Here is a 25,443-nt window from a genome sequence, read left to right as displayed (position 1 = left end):
GGGGCCGAGCCGCCCGCCCCACCGCGGTCCACCGCCCACCGCATCGGGGCGGGCCAACGCGCACCCGTTGAGTAGTCTTCGTGATCGACCGTTCCTGGCCCGATCCCGCAGCGGGCCGGGTCCGCGACGCCCGGACACCCGGGAGTCGTACCAGCCGTTCGGAGGACGATCGCGTGGCGCGAGACGACCCGCCGTACAGCCGGTCCGGTCCGGGGCAGGATCCACCGGGCGGACCGGGTGAGGGCGCCGGGGGCGACGCCGTGCTCGCCGCACTCGCACACCGGTTGCGGGCCCGCTCCGAACGCCAGCAGCTCCTCACCGAACGACTGCGCAGCGGCGAGCTGCGCCCCGGGGCACTCGCGGATCTGGCGGAACTGGCCGCGGCCGCCCGCCGCGGCGCCCGCGACGGCGACCACATCCTGGTACTGGCCGGGGCTCCGCGCGGCCCCCGGCTCGCGGCCCCGCCCACCCCGCTGGGGCAGGCGCTGAACACGGTCGTCGCGTCGAGCGAGGCCGCATCGCGCACCGTCGTCCCGCCCACGCCCAGCGTCGCGCTGGACGCCGCCGTCGAGACCGTCCTCGGGCAGATCCTGGCCGAGCTCCTCGCGCACGCCGCGGGATCGACCCCGCCGGGCGAGCGGCTCGAGCTGCACAGCCGCTGGGGGCCGGACGGCGGCCTGGTCATCGAACTGCAGTGCGCGCACCCACCGCGGCATCTCACCCCGATCGACGAGCTCGACCGGGCGCTCACCACCGCCACCCCCGACGGGCCGGTCGCACCCCAGGAGATCGGCCTGCACGTGGCCGCCCGGCTGGCCAGGACGATCGGGGCCCGGCTCGGCGTCCGCGGGCCCGCCGGCGGCACCGGCGTGTCGCCGATCGCCGTACTGCAGCTGCCGTCGTCGGTGGTACGCGGTGGCCCGCAGAGCGAACAGGCCGGCGGGCCCGAGCCCGCCCGCGGGCAGCAGCAGGATGCCGGGCCCACCGGGGCGCTGCACCACTCGCCGGCCGCGGACGGCGACGCGCCGTGGCCACCGCCGCAGCAGGAGCAGCGGCCGGCCCCGGCCGAGGAACAGGTGCCGAGCTGGCCCCCGGCTGCGGCCGCGGCGGCCGCGGGCACGGGCGGCGCCGATCCGGCCCGGGCGACCCCGCCCGGCGGCGAGCTCCCGCAGCGCGGTGCTCCCGCCGGTGACCTGCCGCAACGCGCGGGCCGGGCCGCCGCGGCCACCGCGTTCGGCGCACCGGACCAGCGCAACGGGTCCGGCACGCAGTGGCCGGTCCGGCAGCCGGGTGCGGGAGCCGCGCAGAACGCGCCGCCCTGGCCGGGTGCGCCCGCCCAGCAGGGCGATCCCCAGGGAGACGCGGCCCGTGCGTCCGTCGCGTTCGGCACGGTCTCGCCTCCTCCGGCCGGCCCGCCACCCGGTCCGCCGCCGCAGGGCCCCCCGCCGTCGGACGGCGCGGCGGGCATCCTCGGGGAGCGGCCGCGCAACGGTGCCCGCGCACCCGGACCGGACGACCCCGGGGACCCACCCGTCACCCAGGCATTACCCGTCACCGCCGCGGAGGACTCGACCCCGCCGGTGGAGCTGTTCGGCCCGTTCGACTCGGAGGTTCCGGTGGCCGTGGACGACGCCGACGACACGCCGATCTTCGCGGCGGTCGCCTCGGCCTGGTTCCGGGAGCCCAGCGCGCCCGTGGGCGCGAGCGGGGAGACCGGTGCCGCGTCGGGCAACTGGCGCACCCCCGGTGACACCGAGTTCGACGCCGCGCGCATCCGTGCCGACCGGGTGGTCGAGCTGCCGACGACCGCCCAGGGCCTCCCGCAGCGCCTGCCCGGCCAGGCGATGGTGCCGCCGTCGTGGCGGGACACCCCGAACGGCAACCAGCCGGGCGGGTCCCGGGAGCGGCAGCCCGACCGGGTCCGCAGCCGGTTGGCCTCCTACCAGCGTGGGCTGCGGGAGGGCAGGCACCGCGCGGCCGAGGACCCGCCGCCCCCACCGCCGGTGAACGGCCAGGTGAACGGTACGGCCCTCAACGGTCACGGCGGAGGCGGCGGCCACCACCTCAACGGCGACGGTGGTCGCAACGCCGGCTGATCCCGGCCGGGGCGCCCGGCGTCGTGGTGACGGACCGGCCGGTCAGCCGGTGGCCCAGCCGACCGGGTCGTCCCACGCCTGCAGGGAACGGCGGCTGACGAACCGCCGTCGTCGGCCGGTGACCGGGTCGTCGAACTCCAGGGAGCGGGAGAGCAGCTGCAGCGGGCGGGAGAAGTCGCCGTCGGCGCGCCGGCGCAGTTCCGGGTACACGTCGTCACCGAGGATCGGCACGCCGAGCTCGCAGAGGTGCACCCGCAGCTGGTGGGTCCGACCGGTCCGGGGGAACAGCCGGTACCGGGCGAGGTCCCCGCGGTGTGCGTCGCGCTCGACCCGGGTCTCGGCGTTCGGCTCGCCCGGCTCGGTGACGGCCGCGAACAGCCCGCGCCGCTTCACGATGCGGGACACCACGGTGCGCGGCAGCGCCAGCCCGGGATCGTGCGGCGCCACCGCCTCGTAGGTTTTCGCGACCCGTCCGGCGGCGAACAGGGTCTGGTAGGCGCCGCGCAGCTCCGGGCGCACGATCAGCAGCAACACCCCGGCGGTGGCCCGGTCGAGCCGGTGCGCCGGGCTCAGATCGGGCAGCCCCAGCTCGTGTCGCAGCCGGACCAGCACGGTCTGCCGGACGTGACTGCCGCGCGGGATCGTCGCGAGGAAGTGCGGCTTGTCGACCACGACGACGTCGTCGTCGGCGTGCAGCACCTCCAGCGGGAACGGGACGTCGACCTCGGCCGGGGCCTCGCGGTGCAGCCACAACGTCGTCGACGGGACGAACGGCGAGTCCGGGCGCAGCGGACCGGTGGCGGTCACGATCTCCCCGGCGGCGAGCCTGGCGTCGATCAGGGCCGGGTCGACGTGCGGCAGCCGGGCGACGAGATGGTCGCGCACGGTCGCCCAGTCACCGGTCGGTGGGGTGCGCAGCCGGGCGGCGGCGAGACCGTCCCGGGGCGGCAGCGGCGATCGTTCCCGTGCGGCACGGCGCCGTCCGGAGCGGGAACCCACGTCGGTGCACGCTACGCCGTGCGGCTGGTGCGCCGGCGTACCACCCCGGGGTGACCGCTCCCACTCTGATTGCCTACATGGTGGGTGACGATTCATGATGTGGGTACCACGTTGCGAGGAGGCGACTTTCGTGTCCGATTCGTCTGCGGACGATCTACCGCTGGCCGGCGTCCGGGTCCTGGAGCTGGGCAACTACATCGCGGCGCCGACCGCGGGCAGGCTGCTCGCCGACTTCGGGGCCGAGGTGATCAAGGTCGAGCGTCCCCGGACCGGCGACGAGCTGCGCAACTGGCGGCTCTACGCCGGCGACACCTCGATGCTCTACCGGACCCTCAACCGCAACAAGCGGTCCATCACCCTCGACCTGCGGTCCGCCGCCGGGAGGCAGGCCGTGCTGGACCTGGCGGCCCGCTCGGACGTCGTGCTGGAGAACTTCCGCCCCGGCACGCTGGAGAAGTGGGGGCTGGGCCCGGCCGAGCTCGACGCGGTGAACCCGGACGTGGTGCTGGTCCGGATCTCCGCGTTCGGCCAGACCGGCCCGCTCTCGTCCCGGCCCGGGTTCGCCGCGGTCGCCGAGGCGATGGGCGGGTTGCGCGCGCTGGTCGGCGAGGAGGACCGGCCGCCCTCGCGCACCGGGGTGTCGATCGGCGACTCGATCGCCGGGCTCTACGGGGCGTTCGCCGCCGTCATGGGTCTCTACCAGCGCGAGTCCCGGTCCGAGCGGCCACCACTGAACCGGCGGTCGATGGACGTCGCGCTCAACGAGGCCGTCTTCTCGATGATGGAGTCGCTGGTGCCCGACCATCTCGCCTACGGCGTCGAGCGGCGCCGGGTCGGCGGCCGGATGGAGGGGATCGCGCCGTCCAACGCCTACGAGTGCGGTGACGGGGGGAGCGTCGTCATCGCCGGGAACAGCGACTCCATCTTCGGCCGGTTCATGCGGGTGATCGGCCGCCCCGATCTCGCCGAGGAACCCGACCTGAGCACCAACGCCGGCCGTTGGGTCCGCCGCGACGAGCTGGACACGGCGATCGAGACCTGGACCCGGTCGCTGCCGCGGGACCGGGTGCTGGCCGAGCTGGAGGCCGCAGGCGTCCCCGCCGGGCCGATCTACTCGGCCGCCGACATCGTCGCCGACGAGCAGTTCCGGGCTCGCGACATGATCCAGTACTTCGACGTCGACACCGGGGGTGACGCCCCGGCCCGGGTCGGTTTCCCCGGCGTCGTCCCGGTGCTGGACGGGCGTTCGGTGCCGGTCCGCCACGTCGGGCCCGACCTGGGTGCCGACACCGACGCCGTGCTCGGGGGTCTGCTCGGGTACTCCGCCGAGACGATCCGGGCCGCCGCCGGGGAGGCCTCGTGACCGGCCCCGTCCTGCGTGACGTGACCCTGCGCGACGGCCTGCAGCTGACCGGGAAACCGCTGCCCACCGAGCGCAAGATCGGGCTGGTCCGGACGCTGCTCGCCGCGGGCGTCCCGGAGCTGGAGATCGGGTCGCTGGCCCGCGGTGACCTGGTGCCGCCGCTGGCCGACACGCTCGACGTGGTCGCCGGGCTGACCCCCGAGGAACTGGAACGCTGCTGGGTGTGGGTGGCGACACCGCGACACGTGCAGAAGGCCGTCGCCGCCGGTGCCCGCAACGTCCAGTACTGCTTCTCGGTCTCCGACGCGCACAACAACGCCAACATCGGCCGGGACACCGAGGTGTCACTCGCGGCGATGCCGGACGCCGTACGGTTCGCGCTCGACGCGGGCGGGCGGATCCAGCTCTGCCTGGCGACCGCCTTCACCTGCCCGTTCGAGGGCCCGGTCGATCCCGACCGGGTGCTGCGGATCGTCGGCGACCCGCGCACCGAGGGCTCCTGCGACGTCATCGTCTGCGACACCCTCGGGCAGGCGGTGCCCTCCGAGGTGGGGGCGCTCGTCGAACGGGTCGGCGAGGTGGCGGGTGGACGCCGGGTCGGCTTCCACGGCCACGACACGTGGGGGCAGGGGGTGGCCAACGCGATGGCGGCGGTCAGCTCCGGGGCGGCCCTGCTCGACGGTGCTCTCGGCGGGCTGGGGGGCTGCCCGTTCGCGCCGGGCGCCAGCGGCAACACCGCCACCGAGGACCTGCTGTTCGCGCTCCGTCCGCAGTGGCTGAGCCCGGCGGTGCTGGCCGGACTGGTCGGTGCGGGCGAGGACCTGCTGGCCGAGCTGGGGGAGCCGAACCGGTCGCGGGCCGCCCAGGGGGTGCGGTCGCGGGCCGAGGCGTTCCCCTGGACCGCGGGCCCGCGCTGATCCGGCGTGCCGGCGGGCGTGTGCCGGGCGGTCAGCCCGGCGGGCGCCCGCCGAGGGTCCTGGTCAGCTGTTCCGCCGCGCCGACCAGCGGCTCCACCTGCTCCGCGCACCGCTGCGGGGTCAGCCTGATCCGCGGACCGCTGATGGTCAACGCCGCCGTCACCGCCCCGGAGTGGTCGAACACCGGGGCGGACAGGCCGGAGGCGCCGTCGTCGCGCTCGGCGGCGGTGATCGCGAAGCCGTCCCGGCGGGTCTGCGCCAGCAGGGTGCGCAGCACGGCCGGGTCGGTCACCGTGTGGTCGGTCAGTGTCTCCAGCGGCCCGGCGAGGACCGAGTCGGCCAGCTGCGGGTCCCAGGCCAGCAACACGCGCCCGGCCGACCCGGTGTGCAGCGGGGCGATCTTGCCGACGTGCATCTCACGGCGCAGCGCGTGCCGCGTCTCGGCGACCGCCACGCAGACCCGGAGACCGGCCTCGGCGCGGAACAGCGCCGTGGTCTCCCCGCTCGCGTCGCGCAGCTCGCGCAGCACCGGGCCGGCGAGCTCCAGCAGGTCCGCCCCGCGAGCGGCCGCCCCGGCCCAGTAGGCCATCCGCACCCCGATCCGCACCCGGTCGCCGACCCGGTCGAGCATCCCGGCGGCGACCATGTTGGACACCAGCCGCTGGACCGTCGAGGCGGGGAGCCCGGTCGCCTGGTGGATCTCGCCCAGACTCTGCACCGGCCGGTCCAGGGTGAAGGCGTCCAGGATGGCGGTGATCTTCCCGAGCACCAGCAACGGCCTGCTGCCCGGCTGCTCGGAGGTCATCCGCGGTCCAGGAACCGCTCGGCGGCCTCCCGGTAGCGCTCCCAGCCACCGGGGGCCGGGACCGGGTCGTAGCGGGCCGGTTCGGCGGCCGGGGCCCACCGCGGCGGCGTCGGCCCGCCGCGCAGCGCCCACGCGGCCTGCCGGGCCGCCCCGTCGGCGACGTACTCGCCGGGCTCGGGCACCCGTACCGGCACCTCGAAGACCTGGGCCGCGATCCGGCACACCGCCTCCGACCGGGCGGCGCCGCCGACCAGGGTCACCCCGGTCACCGAGACACCCTGCTCGCGCAGCGCCTCCAGCCCGACCCGCTGGGCGTGGAGCATGCCCTCGACCGCGGCCCGGGCCAGGTTCTCCCGGGTGCCGGAGGCCAGTGTCCACCCGTGCACAGCGCCGGTGGCGTCCGGGAGGTTCGGTGTCCGCTCACCCTCCAGGTAGGGGACGACGACCAGCCCGCCCGCCCCCGGTTCGGCGGCCAGCGCCAGCTCACCGAACTCCGCGTGGTCGACCCCGAGCAGACGGCGGGTCGCGTCGAGCACCCGGGAGGCGTTCAGCGTGGCGGTCAGCGGCAGGTAGGCGCCGGTCGCGTCGGAGAACCCGGCGACGATCCCGGACGGGTCCTCGGCGCGGCGGGGCGCCCGGGCGAACACCGTCCCCGACGTCCCGAGCGAGACGACGACGTCGTCGCCCGCGCCGACGCCCAGCCCGGCGGCCGCGTTGTCACCGGCCCCGGCGCCGACGACGATCCCGCCCGGACCCTCGACCGACCCGGCCGGGCCGAGCACGCGGGGCAGCACCGGTGCCCGGCCGAAACCGTGCGTCAACAGGTCGGGCCGGTAACCGGTGCCGTCGAAGTAGCCGGTGCCCGAGGCGTCCGACCGGTCGGTGACCAGCTCGGACACCCCCGGTGCCCCGCGCAGGCGCCAGGTCAGCCAGTCGTGCGGGAGGCAGACCGCAGCCGTACGCGCCGCGTTGTCCGGTTCGTTCTCGGCGAGCCAGCGCAGCTTCGTCAGGGTGATCGACGCGACCGGGACGACGCCGACCGCCTCCGCCCAGGCCGCTGCCCCGAGTTCCTCGACCAGCGCCGCGGCGGCCCGCGCGGAGCGGGTGTCGTTCCACAGCAGGGCGTCCCGGACGACCTCACCGCCCTCGTCGAGGCAGACCATGCCGTGCTGCTGTCCGGCGACCGCGAGGGCATCGACGCCGTCCAGCCCGCCGGCGTCGTCGAGTGCCGACCGCAGCGCATCCCACCAGGCCGCCGGCGCCACCTCGGTGCCGTCCGGATGGGCGGCCCGCCCGGAGCGGACCAGCTCACCGGAGTCGGCGTCCCGGACGACGACCTTGCACGACTGTGTGGAGGAGTCCACCCCGAGCACCAGTGCCATGCGGCCGATCCTGTCAGAGGGCCGGCCGTGCCGTGTGCGGGTCGTCGCCCGGCCGGTGGGTACCGGGCGACGACCCGCCGATCAGGACACCGTCCCGGGGGCGCCGTCCGGGGCGTGCCGTTCGCTCGGCTCGGTCCGACGGTCCAGCCACCGTTCCAGCACAGTGGCCGTCGCCCTGGCGTGTTCCTCCAGCATCGAGAAGTGGCTCCCGGCCGTGGTGACGACGTCACCGGGCAACGGCCACCTGGCCGTCCAGTCCACCCCCGGGTCCGCCCCCTCGGGCGGCTCGGACGCGCGGATCTGCAGGGTCGGCCCGGGCACGGCCGAGGGACGCCAGCTCGCGAAGAGCCGCCGGTAGTAGACGGCCATCGCGGACAGGGCGTCGTCGCCGAGCGACAGGCCCAGCTCGTCGGCGCGGCGCAGCGACGCCCTGGTCATCGCCGGCAGCCACCAGCCGTGGCCCGGCTGCCCGGGCCCGGTGGGGTAGCTGTCGACCAGTACGAGCCCGTCGGCCGGGCGCCCCAGCTCGACGAGGCGTTCGGCCACGGCGTGGGCCACCGCACCGCCGATCGAGCGGCCGAGCAGCACGATGGGGCGGTCCCCGACCAGGTCCAGTACCCGCCGGGCGTGCGCGTCGGCCAGTGCCGCCACCGAGTCCGGGAGCGCCTCGCCCGCGGTGAAACCGGGGGAGTGCAGGGCGTACACCGACCGCAGGCCGCGGAACGGGTGCGCCATCCGCACGTACTCGTGCGGGCCCGACGCGAAGTTCAGCGAGGGGAAACACAGGACGGGGACCTCCGCGGGCCCCTCCGCGAGCCGGACGGGTTCCGGCAGGGCCGAGACACCGGCACCCGGACCGAACCGGGGGCGCCCGGCGGCCGAGTCGGCGAGCGCGTCGAGGACCGGAGCGAGATCACCGTCGTCGCAGGCGGCCCGCAGACGGTCGGCCCAGCGGCCGGCCGGGTTGCTCGACGCGGCGAGGGCACCGTCGAGGAACGCGGCCAGTGCCTGCGGACTCGGGTGCTCGATGGTCACCCCGACCGGCAGGTCCAGGCCGGTGTCGGCGGCCAGCCGGTTGCGGAGCTGTCCGGCCGAGAGCGAGTCGACCCCGAGTTCGGCGAACGGTACGACCGGGCCGACCGCCTGGGCCGACGGGTACCCGAGCACCGCGGCGGTGGCTGCCCGGACCAGGGCGAGGTGCGGGGCGCGCGGCTCCGCCGTCACCGGGGGGAGCTCGGCCCGGGGCGGCGGCACCGGGGCCGGGTCGGACCCGCTGATCTCGGCGTCGATCCAGTAGCGGGTTCGCTGGAACGGATAGGTGGGCGCGACGACCGGGCGTGGAGGGGGGCTCGGGAACGCCGCCCGCCAGTCGACGGTGAGGCCGTCACCGTGCAGCTCGCCGAGCGCGGACAACATCGTCGCGACGGGTGCCCCGGTGCGCCGCATGAGCGGGGTGACCACGACCGGGTCTCCCGGGCGCGCGGCGAGCACGTCGGCGACCGCCGCGGTCAGTACGGCGTCCGGACCGACCTCGACGATGCGGGTCACGCCCTCGTCGAGCAGGGTGCGCACCGCCGCCCCGAAACGCACCGGTGCGCGCAGATGATCGGCCCAGTAGCCGGGCTCGCGCAGCTCGTCGTCGAGCCGGGTACCGGTCCGGTCGGAGATCATGGGCACGGTCGGCTCCCCGAAGGTGGCCGCGGCGACCGCGGTGCGGAAGTCGTCGAGGATCGGCTCCGCCATCCGGCTGTGCGAGGCGAGGTCGATCCGGAGCCTGCGGGCCCGCACACCGCGCGCGGTGAAGTGCTCGACGATCACGTCCACGTCGTCGGCGGGGCCGGAGACCACCACCGACGACGGACCGTTGACCCCGGCCAGGTCGACCCGGTCGCCGTGTGCGGCGAGCGCCTCCAGCATCTCGGGCTCGGTCGTGTTCACCGCCGCCATCGCCCCGCCCGGGGGCAACGAGCGCATCAGTCGGCCACGCACGGCGACCAGCCGTGCGGCCTCCGGGAGCGCGAGCAGCCCGGCCGTGTGCGCGGCGCCCAGCGCGCCTGCCGAGTGGCCCACCACCACGTCAGGCCGGACGCCGAACCCGGCCAGCAGGGCGACCAGTCCGGCCTGCACCGCGAAGGTCCCGGCCTGGGTGGCTGCCGTGTCGTCGAGCCTCCCGGCGTGCGCCGGGTCCAGCACGATGTCGGCGAGCGGGGCTCCCAGCACTCCGTCGAGGTGATGGTCCAGCAGGGTGCAGGCCTCGTCGAACGCCTCCGCATAGGCAGGGAAGCGTTCGCGCAGCTCCCGGCCCATCCCGCCCCACTGCCCGCCCTGCCCGGTGAACACCAGCGCCGTGCGGCCGCGGCGGGCCGGGTGGACCGGGACGGCACCCTGGGCGACGTCGGCCAGCGCCGCGGTCAGCTCGCCGGGGTTGCAGGCGTGCACGACCGCGCGGTGGGCGAAGGTGTCCCGGCCGGTCGCCAGGGTCCACGCCGCCGCGGCGAGCTCACCGGAGGCCCGCCCGGCGGCCCATTCGGCCAGCCGTGTCGCGGCGTCCCGGACCCCGGCAGCCGAGCGGGCGGACAGCACCCAGGGCAGCGGGCCCGGCGGTGCCGCAGGCGCGGTGGCGATGGCCGGCTCGTCGGGGGCCTGCTCGATGATGACGTGGGCGTTGGTGCCGCTGATCCCGAACGCCGACACCGCGGCGCGCCGGGGCCGGTGCGCGGGCACGGACCAGGGGAGCGGCTCGGTGAGCAGCCGCACCGTGCCGGCGGACCAGTCGACGTGCGGGCTCGGTTCGTCGACGTTCAGGGTGCGGGGGAGCGTGCCCGCGCGCATCGCGGCGATCATCTTGATCACCCCGGTCACGCCGGCCGCCGCCTGCGTGTGACCCAGGTTGGACTTCACCGAGCCGAGCCGCAGCGGCTCCACCCCGTCCGGACGATCGCCGTAGACGTCGAGCAGGGCGCCGGCCTCGATCGGGTCGCCGAGCCGGGTTCCGGTGCCGTGTGCCTCGACCGCGTCGACGTCGACGGGCCGCAGCCCGGCGTCGGCGAGCGCGGCACGGACGACCCGCCGCTGGGCGGTGCCGTTCGGTGCGGTCAGCCCGTTGGACGCGCCGTCGGAGTTGACGGCGCTGCCGCGGAGCACCGCCAGCACCTCGTGGCGGTGACGCCGGGCGTCGGAGAGCCGTTCCAGCAGGAGGACACCGGCACCCTCGGCCCAGCCGGTGCCGTCCGCGGCGGAGGCGAACGGCTTGCACCGGCCGTCCGGGGCCAGCCCGTGCTGACGGGAGAACTCGACGAAGCCGAGGGGGGTGGCCATCAGGGTGACGCCGCCGACGACGGCCAGGTCGCACTCACCGGAGCCCAGCGAGCGGGCCGCGAGGTGCATGGCGACCAGCGACGACGAGCACGCCGTGTCCACGGTCAGCGACGGGCCCTCGAAGCCGAAGGCGTAGGAGACCCGGCCGGAGACCAGGCTGGGTGCACTGCCGTTGCCGATGTAGCCCTCCAGCTCCGGCGGGATCCGGCGCAGCCGGGACCCGTAGTCGGAGTAGATCGCACCGGTGAACACGGCCGTCCGGCTGCCGCGCAGCGTGCCCGGCGCGATTCCGGCGCGCTCCAGCAGCTCCCGGGTGAGTTCCAGCATCAACCGTTGCTGGGGATCGGTCGCCAGCGCCTCCTTCGGTGACATCCCGAAGGCCTCGGCGTCGAAGTCGGCGGCGTCGTGGATGAACCCGCCGCGGGTGGTGTACGTGGTCCCGGGGTGATCGGGATCGGGGTGGTAGAGCGAGGCGGTGTCCCAGCCGCGATCGGGCGGCCAGTCGGAGACGACCTCGCCGCCCTCCTCGACGAGCTGCCACAGCCGTTCGGGGGTGTCGATACCGCCGGGCAGGCGGCAGGCGGCCGAGACGATCACGATCGGGTCGTCCGCGGCGGTGGCTGCCGTGGCTGCGGTGGCTCTGGTGGCAGTGGTGGCAGTGGTGGCGGTGGTGGCGGTGAGGGCGTGGTCGGCGTGGGCGTGGCTGCGGTCGTCGGCTCTTCCGGTGCCGGTGCCGGTGCCGGTGCCGGGGCCGGTCGCCGCGGTGCACGGCCCGCCGGTGACGTCGGTGAGCCGGTCGTCGAGCGTCCGGGCGAGCGCCACCGCGTCGGGGTGGTCGAACACGACGGTCGCGGGCAGCCGCAGCCCGGTGGCGGCGGCCACCCGGTTGCGCAGCTCGACGGCGGTGAGCGAGTCGAAGCCGAGCTCCTGGAAGGCGCGCTCCTGCTCCGGGCGCTCCCCGGGGTCCAGCCCCATCACCAGTGCCATCTCGGTGAGCACCAGGTCGAGCAGTGTGGCGTGCCGCTCGGCGACGCCCAGCCCGGCCAGCCGGTCGGTGATCGGGGGCGCCCCGGTGGCGGCCGTGGCGGCGCTGCGCCGGGTCCGTTCGGGAGCCGGGCGCAGCATCGACGCGTCCGACCGGGCGGGGTCCAACGGCGTGGCCACCAGGACCGCGGACCGGGCCGCCCCGGCCGCCGCGAACAGGACCAGCCCGTCCGTGGTGGACAGCGGGGACGTGCCGAGGCGGGCGAGCCGCGCACGGTCGGCGGTGCCGAGGTGCCCGGTCATCGAGCTCGTCTCCGCCCAGAGCCCCCAGGCGATGCTGCGGCCGGGCAGCCCGGCCCCGGCCCGGTACTCGGCCAGCGCGTCCAGATAGGTGTTCGCGGCGGCGTAGGCACCCTGGCCCGCGGCGCCGAGGATGCCGGCGACCGAGGAGAACAGCACGAACTCGCGGATCGGGTGGTTCGCGGTGAGCTCGTGCAGCCACCACGCCGAGCGCGCCTTGATCGTCAGCGCCCGGCGCAGGTCGGCGTCGGTCAGGGAGGCGATGAGACCGTCGTCGGTGACCCCGGCGGCGTGCACCACGGCGGAGAGCGGACGGTCGTGCGGCACGGAGTCGATCAGGGCGGCGACGGCGGCCCGGTCGGTGACGTCGACGGCGGCGACGCGTACCCGCGCCCCGAGTCCGGTGAGCTCGGTGACCAGCGCGTCGGCGCCGGGCGTGTCCGGGCCGCGTCGGCCGACCAGCAGCAGCTCGCGCACCCCGTGGTCGGCCACGAGCGCTCTGGCCAGCAGCGAACCGAGGGTCCCCAGGCCACCGGTGATCAGCACCGTCCCGTCGGAGGGGAGGTCCCAGCCGGCGTCGGCGGCGACCGGCGCGGTGCTCAGCCGGGGCACTGCCGCCCGGCCGGACCGCAGCGCCAGCTGCGGTTCACCGGTCGCGATCGCGGCCGGGAGCGCGGCGACCGAGGCCGGGTCGTCGTCGATGTCGACCAGGACGAACCGGTCCGGGTGCTCGGTCTGCGCGACCCGGACCAGGCCGACGACGGCCGCGGCCGCCGGACGAACCGGGTCGGTGTCGCGGACGCGCAGCGCCCCCCGGGTGAGCACGACGAGGCGGGAGTGCGTCAGCACCGCGCTGCTCGACCAGGCGCGCAGCAGGTCGAGCACCGCCAGCGCGGCCCGTTCGGCCGTGTCCGGCCCGGCGGTGTCGTCGTCCCCTGTGTGATCCTCCCCGGTGCGGTCGTTCCGGGGGCGGCCGTTCTCGACGGTGTCCCCGACGGTGACGAGGACGTGATCGGACGGTGGCGAACCGTCGGCCGCCGCGGTGAGCATCGCGGCGAGGTCGGGCTGGTGTGGTCCCCGGTCACCGAGCAGCGCGGCGGCCCCGCGGCCCAGGGCCGCCCAGCTCCCGGTGACCGGTCCCGAGTCGAGCGGCAACGTCGGCCAGCCGACCCGGCGCAGGTCGTCGTGCCCCCCGGGGAGCTCGCCGAGCGGTCGGGTCACGACGGCGCCGACGCTGAACACCGGCCCGCCGGCCGGGTCGGTGGCGCTCAGCCGGTACCGGCCGTCGGCGCCCCGGGACAGCCGCACGCGCAGCGACCGCGCGCCGGTGGCGTGCAACCGGACGTCCTCCCAGGCGAACGGCAGGTGGGTCGCCTTCGGGTCGACGTCGTCGTCGGAGACCGCCCCCACCGTGTGGAACGCGGCGTCGAACAACGCCGGGTGCACGCCGAACGCCGCGGCCTGCGCGGCGACCGACTCCGGGGCCTCGATCTCGGCGTAGACGTCGGTGCCCTGCACCCACACCCGGTTGAGTCCCTGGAAGGCCGGGCCGTAGTCGATCCCGCGTGCGGCGAACCCGGCCCGTACCGCGTCCGGATCGACCGGGTCCGCACCGGGCGGCGGCCACGGAACGGGGGAGGCGGGTGTCGGCTCCGCGCCCGCGGTGGTGAGCCTCCCGTGCGCGTGCCGGGTCCAGTCGCCCGGCGGGTCGAGCCGGCGGGCGTGCACGCTGACGTGGGCGGTCGCGCCGTCCGCGGCGGGGTCCACCGTCACCTGCAGTCCGGCGGCCGCGTCGAGCAGGAGCGGGGTGTCGACGACGAGCTCCTCGACCGCGTCGAACCCGGCCGTGGCGCCCGCGGCCAGCACCGCCTCCACGAACGCCACCCCGGGCAGCACGGCCCGGCCCTGGACCCGGTGGTCGGCCAGCCAAGGCTGTGACCCCGTCCCGACCCGGCCGGTGAGGAGCACCCGTCCGGTGGTCGCGTCGTGCACCGGGGTGTCGAGCAGCGGCGTCGGACCGGTGCGGTCGGTCGAGCTGCGGGGCACCGGCCAGAACCGCTTGTGCTCGAACGGGTAGGTCGGCACGTCGAGCACCCGGGCCGGGCCGGCGACGAGTCCCCAGCGGACGCCGACCCCGCCGACCTGTGCCTGGGCGAACGAGGTGAGCAGCCGTTCCGGGCCGCCCTCGTCACGACGCAGCGAACCCACCAGCACCGGGTCGGCGCCGCGTTCCTCGGCGACCCGGCCGACCGCGGTGAGCAACACCGGGTGCGGACTCATCTCCAGGAACGCGTCGTGCCCCGCGGCCAGCAGCGCGGCCGTGGCGTCGGCGAAGCGGACCTCTCCGCGCAGGTTGTCGTACCAGTACCCGGCGCCGAGCTCCGGTCCGTCCACCCAGTCCGCGGTCAGTGACGACATGATCGGGACCGTCTCCACCTCGGGGCGTACCGCGGCCAGCGCGTCGACGATCTCCGGGCGCAGGGGTTCCACGTGCGCCGAGTGCGAGGCGTAGTCCACCGGTAGCAACCGGGCCCGGACCCCGCAGGCCCCGGCGTCGGCCAGCAGACGGTCGGCGGCGTCCGGGTCGCCGGCGACGACCACCGCGTCCGGCCCGTTGCGCACGGCGACCGACAGCCCACAGCCGATGCGCCCGATCCGGGCTCTGGCGGCGTCCTCGGTCTCGGCGAGCGAGACCATGGCGCCGCGGCCGGCGATCCGCAGCAGGGCCCGCGAACGCAGGGCGACCACCGCGGCGGCGTCCTCCAGCGACAGCGCGCCGGCCACGTGCGCGGCGGCGATCTCGCCCTGGCTGTGGCCGAGCACCGCGGCCGGTGAGACACCGGAGGCGATCCACATCCGGGCCAGCGCCACCATCACCGCCCACAGCACCGGCTGTACGACGTCGACGCGGTCGGCGGGCGGGGAGTCCGGGCGCTGTTCGAGCACGGCCCGGACCGACCAGTCCAGGTGCGCGGCGAGGGCGTGGTCGCAGGCGTCGACGGCGTCGGCGAAGGCGGGCGCGCCGACGAGCAGTTCGGCCGCCATGCCCGGCCATTGGGCTCCCTGTCCCGGGAAGACGAACACCGCCCGTCGCGCCACCGGTGCGCTGCCCCGGGTGACGAGCCGGTGCTGCTCGCCCCGGTGGATCGCGTCGAGGCCGGCCAGCAGGTCCGCGCGGTCGTTGCCGACGACGACGGCTCGCTCGGTCAGCGTCGCCCGGCCGTGCGCGAGGAACGCCGCGAGATCGTCCGGGTCGGTGTCGTGCTCGCGGACATGTGCGGCCACCCGGCCGGCGAGAGTGGCGAGTGCGGTCGAGGTCGCCGCGGAGAGCGGCCACACCCGTGGCCCGCCGACGAGACCACCGGTACCGACGGTCTCGGTGTGGGAACCGCCGGTCTCGGACGTGGGGATGTCGGCCGGACGAGGCGCCTCCTCGACGATGACGTGCGCGTTCGTGCCGCCGACGCCGAACGCGGACACCCCGGCGCGCCGGGGCCGGTCGGCGGGCCACTCCCGATGGTCGGCGAGCAGCTGCAGAGCTCCGGACGACCAGTCCACGTGTGGAGAGGGGGTGTCGACGTGCAGCGTGCGGGGGAGCACCCCGGCCCGCATCGACATGATCACCTTGATCAGCCCGGCGACCCCGGCGGCAGCCTGGGTGTGCCCCAGGTTCGATTTCACCGACCCGAGGTGCAGCGGCCGGCCCGGGGCGCGGCCCGGACCGTAGGTGGCGATGAGCGCCGACGCCTCGATCGGGTCGCCGAGGCGGGTCCCGGTGCCGTGCGCCTCGACCAGGTCGACGTCGGTGGCGGCGACCCGGGCGTCGGCCAGGGCCGCGGCGATGACCGCCCGCTGGGCGGTCCCGTTGGGTGCCGTGATGCCGTTCGACGCGCCGTCGGAGTTGACCGCGGAGCCCCGGATCAGGCCGAGTACCCGGCGCCCGTTGCGCCGGGCGTCGGAGAGACGTTCCAGCAGCAGCAGCCCGCCGCCCTCGCTCCAGCCGGTACCGTCGGCGTCGGCCGAGAACGCGCGACACCGGCCGTCGACCGAGAGCCCCCGCAGCCTGCTGAACTCCACCAGGACGGTCGGTGTGCTCATGACGGTGCAGCCCCCGGCGAGCGCCAGGTCGCACTCGCCGAGGCGGAGTGACCGCACCGCCTGGTGCAGTGCCACCAGCGACGCCGAGCACGCCGTGTCCACCGCGAACGAGGGTCCGCGCAGGTCGAAGCTGTAGCCCAGCCGTCCGGCCGCCAACGACGCCGAGTTGTTCACCTCGATGTAGCCGGCCAGCTCGGGGGCCGTCCCGGTGACCAGCGTCGGGTAGTCGCGACCGTTGGTGCCGATGAACACTCCGGTGGCGGACCCCGCTACCGAGTCCGGTGCGATTCCGCCCCGCTCGAACAGCTCCCAGGTCAGCTCCAGCAGCAGGCGGTGCTGCGGGTCGGACGCGGTGGCCTCGCGCGGGGTGATCCCGAACAGGCGCGCGTCGAACCCCGCGGCGTCGCGCAGGAACGAGCTGCTCCGCACGTACGTGGTGCCGTCGTGGGCCGGGTCGGGGTGGTAGAGCGCGTCGAGGTCCCAGCCGCGGTCGGTGGGCATCGGTCCGGGGGTCTCCCGGCCGTCGAGGACGAGATCGAGCAGATCCTCGGGGGAGTCGACGTCGCCGGGGAACCGGCAGGCCATCGCCGTGACCGCGATGGGTTCACCGGCCCGCCGTTCGACGTCGGCGAGCTGCTGGCGGGCGGTCCGCAGCTCGGCGCCGACCCTTCGCAACAGGTGGCGGAGCTGGTCGTCGGTCATCGCTTGGCCTTTCGTGAGCGGCACGGGCGGGGCAGGGGTGGGGTCGGCGTCCGGGATCACGGACTCTCACCGGGCCGCCGCCGGGCTGCTCCGTCGGGAGCCGGCTCGGCGAGCGCGTGATCGAGCAACCGGACCAGATCGCCGATCGAGGAGGTGTCGGGGTCCGCGATGTCCCCGGCGCTGCCGCGGGAGGCCCACGAGCGGGCGAGACCGGCCAGCCGGCTGCCGAACGGCCCCGCCCAGTCCTCGTCGGACAGGGACGCCACGATCTGTTCGATCCGGTCGAGCTCTGCTGTCGGGTCCGGCCGGGTGGGAGCGAACCGCGTCCCGAGATGCTCGGCCAGCTCCTCGGGCGTCGGGTAGTTGAAGGTCAGCATGACCGGAAGCGCGATCCCGAGCCGTGCACCGAGCCGGTTGCGGAACTCGACGGCGACCAGCGAGTCGAAACCCTGGGCGGTGAACGGTCGCCGTGGGTCGACGTCGCCGGCGCCGGTGTGCCCGAGGAGCTCGGCGGCGGTCGCGGTGACCAGCCCGAGCAGCGCCTCCCGCCGCGCCTCGGGTGCCATCGTGGCGAGATCGGGGCCCGGAGGGGCCGGCGCCTGCCGAGCAGGGGTACCGAACAACCCACGCAGCATCGGCTCGTCGGCCCGGGTCAGGCGGGCCGCGACCAGCGTCGGTACCGGTTCGCCCAGCGCCCGGTCCAGCAGCGCGAGACCGTTCTCCGGGCTCATCGGTGCGACGCCGCCGCGGCGCATCCGGCTGACGTCGGCGGCACTCATCCCGCCGGTCATCCCGGTGTCGGTCTCCCACAGGCCCCAGGCGACCGACGTCGCCGGGAGGCCGTGCGCGGCGCGGTGGACGGCGAGCGCGTCGAGCGCGGCGTTCGCGGCGGCGTAACCGGCCTGGCCCGCGTTGCCGAGCACACCGACGACGGAGGAGAACAGCACGAACGCCGACAGTTCGAGACCGGCGGTGGCCTCGTGCAGTGTCCAGGCGGCATCACTCTTGGGTGCGATCGCGGCCCGCAGCCGCTCGGCGGTCAGGTCGGGCACCATCGCGTCGTCGAGCACCCCTGCGGCGTGCACGACCGCGTCGAGCGGGTGCTCGGGCGGGATCGCGGCGATCAGGGCGGTGAGCGCGTCGGGATCGGTGACGTCGCAGTCGGCGGTGCGCACCTGCACCCCCCGACCGGCGAGTTCCCGGGTCAGCTCGGCGGCGCCCTCGGAGCCGGACGCACGCCGCCCGACCAGCAGCAGGTGACGGGCGCCGTGCCGTTCGGCCAGCCGGCGCGCCGTGAGCAGGCCGAGCACCCCGGTGCCGCCGGTCACGAGCGTGGTCCCGTCCGGCCGCAACCGCGGTCCCCCGGCCGGGGTGAGGTCCGAGGTGTCCAGCACAGCGAGCCTCGGGACGTGGACCCGGTCACCGCGGACGGCGACCTCGCTGATCTCCGGATCACCCAGCACCGCAGGGGGCCGTGGCGCACCGGTCGCACCGGGGTCGACGTCGAGCAGAGCGAGGATTCCCGGCCGTTCCCGCAGCGCCGCCCGGACCAGCCCCCACGCGGCCGCTGCCCCCGGGTCGGTGATCTGTTCGCCCTCGGTGACGGCCACCGCGCCGCTGGTGACCAGGACCAGCCGCGCACCCGGCATCGGGTCGGCGGCGAACCACTCCTGCACCAGCCTCGACGCGAGCTCGGCGGTCTCCCGCACCCGACCGGCCGGGGAACCGCCGGCCGGGGGCGGGAGCGGTACGAGCACCAGGCCGGCCCGTGCCGTGGGGTCCAGTGCGGCGAGCGCGGCCGGGTCCGGGACGATCACCACGTGCCCGGGTGCCGCCCCTGGCGTGGCAGCGACCTCCGACCAGGAGACCCGGTAGGCCGGCGGTGGGACGTCGCCGAGGACGTCGGGGGAGACCGGGCGCAGCGCCAGCCCGGCTGCGGACAGCACCGGCGTCCCGTCGCCACCGGTCAGGTCCAGTACGGCTGATCCGTCCGGGCTCCGCCTGACGGTGGCGCGCACGGTCGCACCGGCCGGGCGGAGCCGGCACCCGCTCCAGGAGAACGGGAGCAGGACACCGGCGGCCCCGTCCGGGGCGGCGACCAGCGGGTGCAGCGCCGCGTCGGAGACCGCTGGGTGCAGCAGCAGGCCGTCGGGCCCGGCCGGGTCCCCGGGGGCTCCGTCGATCTCGGCGAGCAGGTCGGTGCCGTGCCGCCAGGCACGCAGGACCCGGCGGAAGGTGGGGCCGTAGCGGTAGCCGCGGCCGTCGAGGTCGTCGTACATGCTCTCGACGTCGATCGGTTCGGCCCCGGCCGGTGGCCACGGCGGGGCCGGGGTGGGCGGGCCGGCGGGCACTGACCCGGTGGCGTCCCGGGTCAGCCACCCGCCGGCGTGCCGGGTCCACATCGGTTCCGTCTCGTCCGCGGTCGGGGCGGGGCGTGCGTGCACCTCGACCTCGGCCCGGCCGGGGTCGTCCGCGGAGGTGATGACCGAGACCTGGATCTCGGTGGCCCGGCCGGAGCGCAGCTGCAGCGGTGCCTGCAGGGTCAGCTCGGCGATCTCGTCGAAGCCGGATTCCCCGGCCGCGTACGCGGCGAGCTCCAGCATCCCGGTTCCGGGCAGCAGGACCGTGTCGCCCACCGCGTGATCGGTGAGCCACGGGTGGTCGTCGACCGAGATCCGCCCGACGAACATCTCGGTCCCCCGGCCGGCCACCGTCGTGCGGGTTCCGAGGAACGGGTGTCCGCCGCTGGTCGGCCGGTCGGCGCGGTCGGGCGCCACCCAGTAGCGCGACCCACCGGGGCGGCGTGCCGGCAGCGGCAGCGGCCGGGGTGCCGGTTCGACCGGGAGCAGACCGGACCAGTCCACCGGTCGCCCGGCGACGTGCGCCGCGGCAAGGCCGTGCATGAGCCTGGCCCGGCCGCCTTCGTCGCGCCGCAGCGACCCGGTCACCACCGCTCCGAGATCGGGGTGGTCGGTGGCCGCGATCTCCTCGATGCCGATCCCCAACGACGGGTGCGGGCTCAGCTCGACGAACAGGTCGTGCCCGTCGGCCAGCAGGGCCCGCACCGCGGCGTCGAACCGCACGGTGCGGCGCATGTTGTCGTACCAGTAGTCGGCGTCGAGTTCGGTGGTGTCGATCCGCGTCCCTCGTACGGTCGAGTAGAAGGCGGTCTCGCCGTCGACGGGACGGACACCGACCAGACCGGCACGCAGCGGCACCTCGATGCGGTCCACGTGCGCGCTGTGCGACGCGTAGTCGACCGCGACCGGGCGGACCCGCACCCCGGCATCGGCGAGCCAGCCGGCGAACTCGGCCAGTCGCTCCGTGTCCCCGGCGGCGACGGTGGTGTTCGGCCCGTTGACCACCGCGACGTCCAGACCGCCACCGAACTCGGCGATCCGTGCAGCGAGTTCGGACGCCGGCAACATCGTGGCCAGCATCGCCCCCGAGCCGGTGATGCCGGCGAGCGCCCGGGATCGTGCGACGACCACACGCAGTGCCTCGGGGAGCGGGAGCGCCCCGGCCACCCAGGCCGCTGCCACCTCGCCCTGGCTGTGCCCGACCACCGAATCGGGGTGCACGCCGTGTGCCCGCCACACCTGGGCGAGCCCGGTGCACACGGCGAACAGCGCTGGCTGGACGAGCGCGCTGTCGGTGAGGTCGGCATCCGGATCGGTGACCAGTGGCAACAACGGCGGTCCGTCCAGGTCCACCAGATGGCGGGCACACTCGTGGAGGTGCTCGGCGAACACCGGTTCGGCGGCGAGCAGTTCGCGGGCCATGCCCGGCCACTGCGAACCCTGTCCCGGCAGCACGAACACCGTGCGGCCCGATGTCGCCGTGCCGGCCGCGACCGACGGGTGGTGCCCCTCGGCGGCGAACGCCCGCAGCGCCGCCAGCCCGCCCGGCGGGTCCTCGACCACCACGACCGCCCGGTGGGTGTCCGCGGATCGCACCGCCAGCGTCGCGGCGACGTCCGCGGCCGCGGCGTGCGGATGGTCCTGCAACCAGCCCGCGAGGTCCGCTGCCGCAGTACGGAGGCCCGCAGCGTCCGGGCCGGACAGCGGCCAGCCGACGGGGTGCGGCGGCGCGGGGGCCGGGCCGGGATCGACGTCGGTGACCGGGGGGTCGCCCTGTTCGATGACGACGTGTGCGTTCGTGCCGCTGATCCCGAACGCGGAGACCGCGGCGCGGCGTGACCGACCCGTCTCGGGCCACGGCTCGGCCGTGGACCGGACCCGGACCGCGCCGCGGGACCAGTCGACATTCGGGGTGGGGGAGTCCAGATGCAGGGTCCCCGGCAGGACGCCCGCGTCGAGGGCCTGCATCATCGTGATCAGACCGGTGATCCCCGCGGCGGCCTGGGTGTGCCCGATGTTCGACTTCACCGATCCGACGAGCACCGGCTGATCCACCGGTCGGTCGCAGCCGTAGGTGTCGATCAGCGCGTCGGCCTCGATCGGGTCCCCGAGCCGGGTACCGGTGCCGTGCGCCTCCACCGCGTCGACGTCGGCGCCGGTGAGTCCGGCGTCGGCGAGCGCCGCCCGGATCACCTGGCGCTGGCTGGAGCCGTTCGGTGCGGTCAGCCCGTTCGAGGCGCCGTCGGAGTTGATCGCCGAGCCGCGGACGACGGCCAGGACCCGACGCCCGTCACGGCGGGCCCGGGAACGCCGCTGCAACAGGACGAGCCCGGCCCCCTCCCCCCAGGCGGTCCCGTCCGCGGCCGCGGCGAACGGCTTGCACCGGCCGTCCGGGGCCAGCCCACGCTGACGGCTGAACTCGACGAACATGCCCGGTGTGGCCATGACGGCGGCGCCGCCCGCCACCGCCGTCTGGCACTCACCGGCCCGCAATGCTCGTACAGCGAGGTGCAGCGCGACCAGCGACGACGAGCACGCCGTGTCGACCGTGAGGGCGGGGCCCTCGAACCCGAAGTGGTAGGCGATCCGGCCGGAGGCGACGCTCGGTGCGCTGCCGGTGAGCAGGTAACCGTCGAGTGCCGGGTCCCCGCGATGCAACCGCGGCCCGTAGTCACCGGGACTGACGCCGACGAACACCCCGGTCCCGGCCCCACGCAGGACGTCCGGGTCGATCCCGGCGCGTTCGGTGAGCTCACGGCAGAGTTCCAGCAGGATGCGTTGCTGGGGGTCCATGGCGGTCGCCTCGCGCGGGGAGATCCCGAACGCTGCGGCGTCGAACCGGGCCACGTCGTCGAGGAAGCCGCCTCCGGCCACGTAGCTCCCGCCTGTCGCGGCGGGGTCGGACCGGTGGAGCGCGGCGAGGTCCCAGCCGCGGTCGGTCGGGAAGGGGCCGATCCGGTCGACGCCGTCCACGGCCAGCTGGAACAGTTCGGTCGGGCAGTCGGCACCCGGCCAGCGCCCGGCCGCGCCGACGATCACCACCGGATCGTCGTCCGCAGCAGAGCCAGGGGTGCACGGGAGGTCCGTCCGGTCGTCGGCGCCGTGGATCCGCCGAGCAAGCAGGCGGGGCGTCGGGTTCTCGAACACGACGCCGCTCGGCAGTGTCACGCCCAGCGCCGCGCTGAGCCGGTCGCGCAGCTCGACCGCGCCGAGCGAGTCGAGACCGGCTTCCACGAAGGCACGGTCCGGGTCGATCGCGGTAGGTCCCTCGTGGCCGAGCACGACCGCAAGCTCACCGAGCAGTCTGCGCAGGACCTGCCCGGTTGAATAGGTCGCCGCCGGTCGGTCCGCGGTGGACGGGCCGGACTCGGTGCCGGTCCGGCTGTGCGGGGCCTGCGCGGGCTGCGGCGCGGACGCAGCGGTCGCGGGAGCGCCGGATCCCGGGAGCGGGAAGGCGCGGCGGAGGAACGTGTGGGTGGGCAGCTCCGCGGCGGGGCCGTCGCCGAGGAGCCGGGTCCAGTCGAGGTCCACGCCACCGGCGTGCAGCCGGGCCAGCGCGGTCATCAGCTGCTCGGGCTCGGGGGCGTCCCCGCGAAGCAGCGCCGCCGCCGTCACCGGTTCGTCCGACCCCCGCCGCACCGCCCCGATCAACGAGCTGGTGGGGCCGATCTCCAGGACGTGCGCAACGCCGGCTCCGCGCAGGTGCCGGACACCGTCGTGGAAGCGCACGGTGCGGACGATGTGGTCGGCCCAGTAGTCGGGGGACGACCACTGCTCCGGGGTGAGCGGGGATCCGGTGTCGTTGGACAGCACCGGAATTCGGGGTGGTCGGGTCGTGGTGCCGACCAACTCTGCGCGGAACTGTCGCGCCGCGGGCGCCATGTGCGCGGAGTGGAAGGCATGGCTGACCCGCAACCGCTTCGCCCGGCCGCCCGCGGTGACGACCGCGGCTGCCAGCTCTCCCGCCGCGTCCGGGTCGCCGGCCACCACGGCGGCCCGAGGCCCGTTGACCGCGGCGAGCGACAGCGCGTCACCGTACGGTTCGAGGAGACCGGTGAGCTTCTCGGCGTCGATCTCGACGGCGATCATCGCGCCGCCGCCGCGGGCGTCCTGCATCGCGGCGGCGCGTGCCGTCACCAGCCGCACCGCGTCGTCGAGGTCGAAGATCCCGGCGATGTGGGCGGCCACCAGTTCGCCGATCGAGTGTCCGAGCAACGCCGTCGGCTCGGGCAGCGTGGCGGCGACGAACTTGTACAGCGCTACCTCGAGGGTGAACAACGCGGGCTGGGTGTAGCGCGTCCGGTGCAGGGCGGCCTCGTCGGGGCCACCTGGCCCGTCGAACATCAACGGGCGCAGCGGCCGGTCGAGCAGGGCGTCGAAACGAGCCGCGATGTCGTCGACCAGATCGGCGAACGCGGGCGCTGCGCGGTACAGATCCGCACCGGCACCGGCCCGTTGGCTGCCCTGGCCCGAGAACAACACGGCGAGACCGCCGGTACGGGCCCGGTCGGTGACGGTACCGGGGGCGGGGCCGCCGTCAGCGAGCGCGGCGAGCCGTCCCGGGAGCAGGTCGGCGGTCCCGACGACGGCACAGCGGTGCCCGAAGTGGGTGCGGCCGCCGGCCAGGGTGCGGCCGACCGCCGCCGGGTCGAGCCCCCGGTCCGTCGCGGCCGCGGCTTCGGCGAGGTGTCGGGCCAAGGCCCCGGCCTGGACCGGGACCCGGTCCGGCGTGGGCGCGGACAACGGCCACATCAGCGTTCCGGGGAGCAGGGCGGGTGTCCCGACCGACGGCCGGGCCGGAGCCGGGGGCTCGGCGACGACGAGATGGCAGTTGGTGCCGCCCATGCCGAACGAGCTGACGCCGGCGACGAGGGGCTCGTCCGGGGCCGGCCACGGCCCCGGCTCGACCGCGACCCGAAGACCCCAGTCGGCCAGCGGCACCGACGGTGGTGGCGCGGTGTGGTTCAGGGTGGCGGGCAGCGAACGGTGTCGGATCGCCAGCACGGTGGCGAGCAACCCGACGAGACCGGCGGCACCCTCCAGGTGCCCGACCCGGGTCTTGACCGAACCCACGGTGAGCGGCCGGGACCGGTTCGTGGCAGTGGCGACCAGCGCCCGGTGCGCGGCCCGGGCCTCGACCGGGTCACCGACCGGCGTGCCGGTGCCGTGCATCTCCAGGTACTGGATGTCGGCGGGTGACACCCGGGACGCCGCGAGCGCGGCGGTGATCACGTCCTGCTGGGCGTCGGGATCGGGCACGGTCATCCCGGCCGGGGCGGAGCCGCTGTTCACCGCACCACCGAGCAGGACCGCGTGCACGGGGTCACCGTCTGCGACCGCGCGGTCGAGCCGCTTCAGAACCAGCGCGACCCCGCCCTCGCCCCGGGCGTAACCGTCCGCGCCGGCGTCGAGCACTCGGCAGCGCCCGGTCGGGGACAGGCCCCCGAAACGTCCGGCGAGGACGGTGCTCGCCGGGGTCAGGATGAGGTTGACCCCCGCCACGAGGGCCAGTTCGGTCTCCCCGCGCCGCACGCTCTCGGCCGCCAGGTGTGCCGCGACCAGTGACGACGATTGGGCCGAGTCGACGGTCAGGCTGGGGCCGCGCAGCCCGAGGAGGTGCGAGACCCGGTTCGCGATGATCCCGTGGGTGAGACCGGCGAGCGTGTGCCGCGACACCGGTGGAGCGTCCGGCCGGTGGCGGAGCACAGCGTGGTCGTGGGCCATCGAGCCCGCGAAGACACCGACGGCGCGTCCACGCAACGCCCCGGGGACGATCCGGGCGTTCTCCAGTGCCTCCCAGGCCAGTTCGAGCACCAGGCGCTGCTGCGGGTCGATCTCGGCCGCCTCACGCGGTGAGATGTGGAAGAACTCCGGGTCGAAGCCGGTCACGTCGTCCAACAGCCCCAGCCGAGGCGGGCCGTCCGGTCCGGCCGGGCCCCGCGGGTCGCTGTCCGCCGGACGCAGGGCGTCGGCGGTCCCGCCCAGCCCGGCCCAGAACGCCGCCGGATCGGGTGCCCCGGGCAACCGGCAGGCCAGACCGACGACGGCGACGGCGGTGCCGCCCGCGAAATGCGCTCGGACCGGTGCTGTGCAGGCGGCCTCGCTGTTCATTCTGGCTC

8 protein-coding genes are annotated in these 25,443 nt (G+C 75.7%); 3 read left to right on the top strand and 5 right to left on the bottom strand.

Features of this window, described 5'->3' with window-relative positions:
* Nucleotides 1-173: 173 nt before the first annotated feature.
* Nucleotides 174-2,096 carry a hypothetical protein gene (locus tag AB0J24_RS15775; protein WP_358681440.1) on the top strand — a complete coding sequence of 641 codons (1,923 nt, stop codon included), beginning with the start codon at nucleotides 174-176 and terminating at the stop codon, nucleotides 2,094-2,096.
* 42 nt (nucleotides 2,097-2,138) lie between these two features.
* Here AB0J24_RS15775 and AB0J24_RS15770 read toward each other — a convergent pair whose 3' ends face one another.
* On the bottom strand, nucleotides 2,139-3,095 hold the full coding sequence (locus AB0J24_RS15770) for a pseudouridine synthase (RefSeq protein ID WP_358681437.1): 957 nt from the start codon (nucleotides 3,093-3,095) through the stop codon (nucleotides 2,139-2,141).
* A gap of 130 nt (nucleotides 3,096-3,225) precedes the next feature.
* On the opposite strand from AB0J24_RS15770, the gene AB0J24_RS15765 reads away from it, so the two are divergent.
* Both AB0J24_RS15765 and AB0J24_RS15760 read left to right on the top strand, forming a co-directional pair.
* On the top strand, nucleotides 3,226-4,458 hold the full coding sequence (locus AB0J24_RS15765; RefSeq protein WP_358681435.1) for a CoA transferase: 1,233 nt from the start codon (nucleotides 3,226-3,228) through the stop codon (nucleotides 4,456-4,458).
* Nucleotides 4,455-5,375: a hydroxymethylglutaryl-CoA lyase gene (locus tag AB0J24_RS15760; RefSeq protein ID WP_358681433.1), complete on the top strand. Its 921-nt coding sequence runs from the start codon at nucleotides 4,455-4,457 to the stop codon at nucleotides 5,373-5,375. Before AB0J24_RS15765 ends, AB0J24_RS15760 begins: the two co-directional genes overlap by 4 nt.
* 31 nt (nucleotides 5,376-5,406) lie before the next feature.
* On the opposite strand, the gene AB0J24_RS15755 is transcribed toward AB0J24_RS15760, so the two are convergent.
* The 4 genes from AB0J24_RS15755 to AB0J24_RS15740 form a co-directional block, all read right to left on the bottom strand.
* Entirely contained in the window at nucleotides 5,407-6,180 is a 774-nt protein-coding gene (locus AB0J24_RS15755) for an IclR family transcriptional regulator (RefSeq protein ID WP_358681430.1), read from the bottom strand.
* A complete protein-coding gene (locus AB0J24_RS15750) occupies nucleotides 6,177-7,562 on the bottom strand; it encodes an FGGY family carbohydrate kinase (protein WP_358681427.1) in 1,386 nt (461 codons plus the stop codon). The genes AB0J24_RS15755 and AB0J24_RS15750 overlap by 4 nt, the downstream gene beginning before the upstream one ends.
* 81 nt (nucleotides 7,563-7,643) lie before the next feature.
* Entirely contained in the window at nucleotides 7,644-16,964 is a 9,321-nt protein-coding gene (locus AB0J24_RS15745) for an SDR family NAD(P)-dependent oxidoreductase (protein WP_358681424.1), read from the bottom strand.
* A gap of 56 nt (nucleotides 16,965-17,020) precedes the next feature.
* Nucleotides 17,021-25,435 (bottom strand): type I polyketide synthase, encoded by an 8,415-nt coding sequence (locus tag AB0J24_RS15740; protein ID WP_358681421.1) that lies wholly within the window; start codon nucleotides 25,433-25,435, stop codon nucleotides 17,021-17,023.
* Nucleotides 25,436-25,443 lie beyond the last annotated feature (8 nt).

The organism is Pseudonocardia sp. NPDC049635 (assembly GCF_040659795.1).
In the GTDB taxonomy this organism is placed as follows: domain Bacteria; phylum Actinomycetota; class Actinomycetes; order Mycobacteriales; family Pseudonocardiaceae; genus Pseudonocardia.
Note: the sequence above shows the minus strand (reverse complement) of the source record. Positions and strands in the feature narration are given on the sequence as shown.

Bases quoted from the DNA above. Each gene is read 5' to 3' on its own strand.
- AB0J24_RS15755 (WP_358681430.1), bottom strand. From the start codon at position 6,180: ATGACCTCCGAGCAGCCGGGCAGCAGGCCGTTGCTGGTGCTCGGGAAG.
- AB0J24_RS15750 (WP_358681427.1), bottom strand. From the start codon at position 7,562: ATGGCACTGGTGCTCGGGGTGGACTCCTCCACACAGTCGTGCAAGGTC.
- AB0J24_RS15740 (WP_358681421.1), bottom strand. From the start codon at position 25,435: ATGAACAGCGAGGCCGCCTGCACAGCACCGGTCCGAGCGCATTTCGCG.
- AB0J24_RS15745 (WP_358681424.1), bottom strand. From the start codon at position 16,964: ATGACCGACGACCAGCTCCGCCACCTGTTGCGAAGGGTCGGCGCCGAG.